6 protein-coding genes (1 of these 6 only partly in view) are annotated in these 7,500 nt (G+C 37.1%); all 6 read left to right on the plus strand.

What is annotated here, in order from left to right; translation table 11 throughout:
* The gene (dnaA, locus tag MKX72_RS00005; RefSeq protein ID WP_028411911.1) at positions 1–1,344 is read left to right on the plus strand and encodes a chromosomal replication initiator protein DnaA; all 1,344 of its coding nucleotides are present in this window, start codon (positions 1–3) and stop codon (positions 1,342–1,344) included.
* 186 nt (positions 1,345–1,530) lie between these two features.
* The gene (gene dnaN / locus MKX72_RS00010; RefSeq protein ID WP_049166323.1) at positions 1,531–2,667 is read left to right on the plus strand and encodes a DNA polymerase III subunit beta; all 1,137 of its coding nucleotides are present in this window, start codon (positions 1,531–1,533) and stop codon (positions 2,665–2,667) included.
* 100 nt (positions 2,668–2,767) lie between these two features.
* Entirely contained in the window at positions 2,768–2,983 is a 216-nt protein-coding gene (yaaA, locus tag MKX72_RS00015) for a S4 domain-containing protein YaaA (RefSeq protein WP_013054822.1), read from the plus strand.
* A gap of 14 nt (positions 2,984–2,997) precedes the next feature.
* The gene (recF, locus tag MKX72_RS00020; protein WP_013054823.1) at positions 2,998–4,116 is read left to right on the plus strand and encodes a DNA replication/repair protein RecF; all 1,119 of its coding nucleotides are present in this window, start codon (positions 2,998–3,000) and stop codon (positions 4,114–4,116) included.
* Between the two features lie 240 nt (positions 4,117–4,356).
* Positions 4,357–6,273 (plus strand): DNA topoisomerase (ATP-hydrolyzing) subunit B, encoded by a 1,917-nt coding sequence (gyrB, locus tag MKX72_RS00025; protein WP_028411910.1) that lies wholly within the window; start codon positions 4,357–4,359, stop codon positions 6,271–6,273.
* Positions 6,274–6,399: 126 nt separating this feature from the next.
* A protein-coding gene (gyrA, locus tag MKX72_RS00030; protein WP_028411909.1) for a DNA gyrase subunit A crosses the window boundary here: on the plus strand, positions 6,400–7,500 show its beginning. Its footprint extends 1,410 nt past the window's final position; 1,101 of the gene's 2,511 nt are visible here — the first part of the coding sequence; its start codon is at positions 6,400–6,402; its stop codon lies off the right edge, out of view.

Here is a 7,500-nt window from a genome sequence, read left to right on the forward strand (position 1 = left end):
TTGGAAAACATTCATGATTTATGGAACAGAGCTTTAGATCAAATTGAAAAAAAATTAAGCAAACCTAGTTTTGAAACCTGGCTCAAATCGACAAAAGCTCATGCTTTGCAAGGAGACACGCTCATTATTACTGCGCCTAATGATTTTGCACGGGACTGGTTAGAATCTAGGTATTCTAATTTAATTGCTGAAACACTTTACGACCTTACGGGGGAAGAGTTAGATGTGAAATTTATTATTCCTCCTAACCAGGCCGAGGAAGAATTCGATATTCAAACTCCTAAAAAGAAAGTCAATAAAGACGAAGGAGCAGAATTCCCTCAAAGTATGCTAAATTCGAAGTATACCTTTGATACATTTGTTATCGGATCTGGGAATCGTTTTGCCCATGCAGCTTCTTTAGCAGTAGCAGAGGCGCCGGCTAAAGCGTATAATCCGCTTTTTATTTACGGGGGAGTAGGATTAGGTAAAACACACTTAATGCACGCAATAGGCCACTATGTGTTAGATCATAATCCTGCCGCTAAAGTCGTGTACTTATCATCTGAAAAATTCACAAATGAGTTTATTAACTCTATTCGTGACAATAAAGCAGTAGAATTCCGCAACAAATACCGCAATGTAGATGTTTTACTGATTGATGATATTCAATTCTTAGCGGGTAAAGAGCAGACACAAGAGGAATTTTTCCATACGTTTAATACGCTTCATGAAGAAAGCAAGCAGATTGTCATCTCAAGTGATCGACCGCCGAAAGAAATTCCTACACTTGAAGATCGACTTCGTTCTCGCTTTGAATGGGGCCTTATTACAGACATCACACCACCAGATTTGGAAACACGAATTGCTATTTTGCGTAAAAAAGCAAAAGCGGACGGCTTAGTTATTCCAAATGAAGTTATGCTTTATATCGCCAATCAGATTGATTCAAATATCAGAGAATTAGAAGGAGCACTTATTCGCGTAGTAGCTTATTCTTCACTAATTAATAAAGATATAAACGCTGATTTAGCAGCAGAAGCATTAAAAGATATCATTCCTAGTTCAAAACCTAGGGTTATTACGATTCAAGATATCCAACAGATTGTTGGACAAGAATTTAATATAAAATTAGATGATTTCAAAGCGAAGAAACGTACAAAGTCAGTAGCGTTTCCTCGACAAATTGCCATGTACCTTTCTCGCGAACTAACGGATTTTTCGCTTCCTAAAATTGGAGAAGAGTTTGGCGGGCGAGACCATACTACGGTCATCCATGCTCATGAAAAAATCTCAAAACTTGTTCAAACAGATACTGACCTACAAAAACAAATTAAAGAAATAAGTGAATCACTAAAAATATAGGCTTTTTTTACTTGTATTTTGTGTATAAGTGAGTTAGGATTGTACACAGTCTGTCCACATGTGGATAGGCTGTGTTCTCACGTTTTTAGGGGTTATCCACATTTCCACAGCCCCTATTACTACTACTATCTTAAAATATAATAAATAATAAGCTTTTAAACCTACTTTTAAGGAGGATTAATTATTATGAAATTTATCATACAGAAAGACTACCTAGTTCAAAGCGTTCAAGACGTTATGAAAGCTGTATCTTCTAGAACAACAATTCCAATTTTAACAGGGATTAAAATTGTAGCGACTGAAGAAGGTGTTACTTTAACCGGAAGTGATTCCGATATCTCTATTGAATCGTTTATTCCAAACGAGGAAGAAGGAAAAGAGATTGTTGATATCCAAAAACCAGGAAGCGTTGTTCTCCCAGCTCGTTTCTTTAGTGAAATCGTCAAAAAGCTTCCTAAAGACATCGTAGAATTGGACGTCCAAAGTAACTTTTTAACAATCATTCGTTCAGGAAAAGCTGAATTTAACTTAAATGGTTTAGATGCAGAAGAGTATCCTCATTTGCCACAGATCGAAGAAAACAACATGTTTAGATTACCGACAGACTTATTAAAAAACATGATTCGACAAACTGTCTTTGCAGTGTCCACCTCAGAAACACGACCTATCTTGACAGGTGTAAACTGGAAAGTCGACGGCAAAGAATTAACGTGTATTGCCACTGACAGTCATCGTCTAGCTTTGCGAAAAGCGACCATTGAAACTGGAAATGAAGCAACGTATAATGTGGTTATTCCAGGTAAAAGTTTAAGTGAATTCAGTAAGATCCTTGATGATTCTCATGAATTAGTAGACATCGTTATCACGGAAAATCAAGTATTATTCAAAACAAAACACTTACTATTTTTCTCAAGATTACTGGACGGAAATTATCCTGACACTTCAAGATTGATCCCAGCCGATAGTAAAACGGATGTTATATTGAACGTAAAAGAATTTTTACAATCGATTGACCGTGCTTCTTTATTAGCTCGTGAAGGAAGAAACAACGTAGTAAAACTATCTACGCTAGATGAAGGAATTGTTGAAATTTCTTCTAACTCTCCTGAAATCGGAAAAGTAATTGAAGAGGTACAAAGCCAGTCTATCTCAGGAGAAGAATTAAAAATTTCTTTTAGCGCAAAATATATGTTAGACGCATTAAAAGCGCTCGAAGGAACAGATATCAAAATTAACTTCACTGGTGCGATGCGTCCATTTGTCATTCGAACATTAGAGGATGATTCAATGCTGCAGCTGATTTTACCAGTGCGAACATATTAAATCTCAGAAAGCTACTAGCATGCCGTACTAGTAGCTTTCTTTTCTCAAGAAGAATTATTTAGTAAAATAGAGATACATCATTAGAAAGTGAGAGAGTCGCATGAAAACAGAGGTTAAAATTTCAACTGAATACATTACGCTTGGCCAGTTTTTAAAACTAGCAGACGTCATTCAAACAGGTGGAATGGTAAAATGGTTTTTAAGTGAGCACGAAGTATATGTGAACGGGGAGCTAGAAGAGCGCCGCGGACGTAAATTATATGCAAATGACGAAGTGGATATACCGGCTGCAGGATCATTTGTTGTTATTACTTAAAGTTGGTGAAACGTTTGTATATTAAAGAAATTACTTTAACAAATTACCGAAACTATACGAAGACAACGATTCCCTTTGAAAATAAAGTAAACGTCATTTTGGGTGAAAACGCACAGGGTAAAACAAACGTGATGGAATCGATCTTCGTATTATCTATGGCTAAATCTCATCGTACGTCCAACGATAAAGAATTAATTAAATGGGACTGTGAGTATGCAAAGCTATCGGGCATTGTAGAAAAGCATAGAGGGCCCGTTACACTGGATTTAGTCATCTCAACAAAAGGGAAAAAAGCAAAATATAATCACATTGAGCAGAAAAAACTCAGTCAATATATAGGGTCAATTAACACTGTCATGTTTGCTCCGGAGGATTTGAACCTAGTTAAAGGGAGTCCGCAAGTAAGGCGCAAATTTATCGATATGGAAATTGGTCAAGTTTCGCCTGTTTACATGCATGATTTAAGCAGGTATCAAAAGATTTTGCAGCAAAGAAATCAATATTTGAAGCAGCTGCAGACAAAAAAACAAACGGATCTTTCACTTTTAGACGTACTTACGTTACAGTTAAGTGAAATGGCAGCGAAAATCTTAAAAAAACGTTTTGAGTTTTTACAGTTACTCCAACAGTGGGCAGAGCCTATTCATAAAGGGATCAGTCGAGACTTAGAAACATTAAAAATTGAGTATAAGAATTCAATTGATGTATCAGAAGATGCAGATTTGTCGAAAATGTTAGAAGCATATCATCAAAAGTTTGATAAAATAAAAAGTAGAGAAATTGATAGAGGTGTCACCTTAGCAGGACCACACCGTGATGATCTTCTTTTCTACGTTAATGAAAAAGACGTTCAAACATTTGGTTCACAAGGGCAACAGCGGACGACTGCTTTATCGTTAAAGCTTGCTGAAATTGAGTTAATTCATCAAGAAGTAGGTGAATATCCAATTTTGCTTTTAGATGACGTATTGTCTGAATTAGATGATTTTCGTCAATCACACTTGCTAAATACCATTCAAGGAAAAGTTCAGACGTTTGTAACGACAACGAGCATTGAAGGAATTCATCACGAGACCTTAGAAAAAGCCGCTACATATCATGTAGAAGCTGGCCAAATTCAAAAGGTCAAATAGCAATTGATCTGTCTAAAAACTTTTCACAAGGCAATCTAACTGAAATATGATATCATTATAGTTTTAAGTCTATATATTTCAACTCGTACCCTCGATTATGAAAATTTTGTGCATAAGTAAACAAATGGCAAATACATTAAAGGCTCCGTATTATTTCCACATAATATTCGAAAAACATAATACAAAATGATAAATACAGCAGTTTGCTGTTAAAAAAAAGTGTAGGTGATACATTTGACGATGGAACAAAAAGAAGTACAAGCATATGAAGCTGATCAGATACAAGTATTAGAAGGATTAGAAGCTGTTCGTAAACGTCCGGGGATGTATATTGGATCAACGAGCGCAAAGGGTTTACATCATCTTGTATGGGAAATTGTAGATAATAGTATTGATGAAGCGCTGGCCGGCTATTGCGATGAAATTAATGTTATTATCGAAAAGGATAATAGTATTACAGTCAAAGATAACGGTCGTGGAATTCCAGTTGGTATTCAAGAAAAAATGGGCAGACCTGCCGTTGAAGTTATCTTAACGGTTCTTCATGCCGGAGGTAAATTTGGCGGCGGCGGCTATAAAGTATCTGGTGGATTACACGGTGTAGGTGCCTCAGTTGTTAACGCACTTTCTACCTCTTTGGAAGTACACGTACATCGTGACGGTAAAGTTCATTATCAAAAATATGAACGAGGTGTACCGGCTGCTGACTTAAAAGTAGTTGGAGAAACAGATAAAACAGGTACTGTTATTCAATTCCATCCAGACGGTGAAATTTTTACAGAAACGCTTGAATACGATTTTGATACGTTAGCTAATCGTCTGCGTGAGTTAGCTTTCTTAAACCGCGGCATTAAAATTACGATTGAAGACAAACGTGAAGAAGATAAAAGACGTGAATACCATTACGAAGGCGGAATTAAGTCTTACGTTGAACACTTAAACCGTTCGAAAGAAGTGATTCACGAAGAGCCGATCTATATTGAAGGTAATCGAGACAACATTTCTGTAGAAATTGCTATTCAATATAACGATAGCTACACAAGTAATTTATATTCTTTCGCAAACAACATTCACACATATGAAGGTGGAACGCACGAAGCAGGATTTAAAACAGCGTTAACGCGTGTAATTAACGACTATGCACGTAAAAACAGCGTATTTAAAGATAGTGACGCCAATTTAACGGGTGAAGATGTTCGTGAAGGAATTACAGCTATTATCTCTATTAAGCACCCAGATCCGCAGTTTGAAGGACAAACAAAAACAAAGCTGGGAAATAGTGAAGCAAGAACAATTACTGACTCTGTGTTTGCAGAACACTTAGAAACTTACTTGCTAGAGAACCCTATTGTGGCGAAAAAGGTAATTGAAAAAGGTTTAATGGCTGCAAGAGCAAGAATGGCAGCTAAAAAAGCTCGTGAGCTTACAAGACGTAAAAGCGCGCTTGAAATTTCAAACTTACCGGGTAAATTAGCAGATTGTTCATCAAAAGATCCTTCTATTAGCGAACTCTATGTAGTAGAGGGTGACTCTGCCGGAGGTTCAGCTAAGCAGGGAAGAAGCCGCCATTTCCAAGCTATTTTGCCTTTGCGCGGTAAAATTATCAACGTAGAGAAAGCGCGTTTAGATAAAATTTTATCTAATAACGAAATTCGTACAATCATTACCGCTCTAGGAACGGGTATTGGTGACGATTTTGATATTTCGAAAGCCCGCTACCATAAAATTGTGATTATGACAGATGCAGACGTAGATGGTGCGCATATTCGTACGCTTCTTCTAACGTTCTTCTATCGCTATATGAGACAGATTATTGAGCACGGATATGTGTACATTGCCCAGCCGCCGCTTTACAAAGTTTCACAAGGTAAAAAAGTAGAGTACGCGTACAACGATCGTCAATTAGAAGAGGTATTAGCTTCTTTCCCTGAAGGCGCAAAACCAAACCTTCAGCGTTACAAAGGTCTAGGAGAGATGAATCCTGAACAATTATGGGAAACAACAATGGATCCAGAATTCCGTACCCTTCTTCAGGTGAACTTGCAAGACGCAATTGAAGCTGATGAGACATTTGAAATTTTAATGGGCGACAAAGTAGAACCGCGCCGTAATTTCATTGAAGAAAATGCTCAGTACGTAAAAAATCTCGATATTTAAATGAACGGTAATACCCTTTATATTTTTTATAAAGGGTATATAAACGTCAGGATAGAGATAGGTTCTATCCTGCGTTTACATATATATGAATTACTATACTGAACTTCGCGAAGGAGGTTCTTATCGATGTCAGATAAACCAAACTCTCAAATAAGAGAAGTAAATATTAGTCAAGAAATGCGCGCATCCTTTTTAGATTATGCAATGAGCGTAATTGTATCGCGTGCTTTACCAGATGTAAGAGACGGACTTAAGCCCGTGCACCGTCGTATTTTATATGCAATGAATGATTTAGGTATGGGATCGGATAAGCCATATAAAAAATCAGCTCGTATCGTAGGAGAAGTAATTGGTAAGTATCACCCACACGGTGACTCAGCTGTATATGAAACAATGGTTCGTATGGCACAAGATTTTAGCTATCGTTATATGCTAATTGACGGTCATGGAAACTTTGGATCTGTTGATGGAGATGCAGCAGCAGCTATGCGTTATACAGAAGCAAGAATGTCAAAAGTTTCGATGGAACTGTTACGTGACATCAATAAAGATACAATTGATTATCAAGATAACTATGACGGTTCTGAACGTGAACCAATTGTATTACCTGCTAGATTTCCAAATTTACTTGTAAACGGTTCAGCCGGAATTGCGGTAGGTATGGCGACAAATATTCCTCCGCATCAGTTAGGGGAAGTCATTGACGGCGTTTTAGCTGTAAGTCAAGACCCTGATATCACAATTGCAGAGTTAATGGAGATTATTCCAGGACCGGATTTCCCAACTGCAGGACAAATTCTTGGCCGCAGCGGGATTCGTAAAGCTTATGAAACTGGGAAAGGTTCTATTATTGTTCGCGCAAAAGTAGAAATTGAAGAACAAAACAATGGTAAACAAACTATTATTGTTCATGAACTTCCATACCAAGTAAATAAAGCAAAGCTAATTGAAAAAATTGCCGAGCTAGCTCGTGATAAGAAGATTGATGGAATTACGGACTTACGAGATGAGTCTGACCGTTCGGGTATGCGTATTGTTATTGAAGTAAGACGTGATGCAAATGCAAATGTTTTATTAAATAACTTATATAAGCAGACATCTCTTCAAACAAGTTTTGGTATTAATACTCTTGCATTAGTAGATGGACAGCCAAAAGTATTGAACTTAAAGCAATGTCTACAGTACTATTTAGACCATCAGGTAGTGGTGATTCGTCGTCGTACTGAA

The sequence above is a fragment of the Priestia sp. FSL R5-0597 genome (assembly GCF_038006305.1).
GTDB classification, from domain to species: domain Bacteria; phylum Bacillota; class Bacilli; order Bacillales; family Bacillaceae_H; genus Priestia; species Priestia zanthoxyli.

What these genes read in the sequence shown, in the direction of transcription:
- dnaN (WP_049166323.1), top strand. Translation starts at nt 1,531, where the DNA reads ATGAAATTTATCATACAGAAAGACTACCTAGTTCAAAGCGTTCAAGAC.
- yaaA (WP_013054822.1), top strand. Translation starts at nt 2,768, where the DNA reads ATGAAAACAGAGGTTAAAATTTCAACTGAATACATTACGCTTGGCCAG.
- gyrB (WP_028411910.1), top strand. Translation starts at nt 4,357, where the DNA reads ATGGAACAAAAAGAAGTACAAGCATATGAAGCTGATCAGATACAAGTA.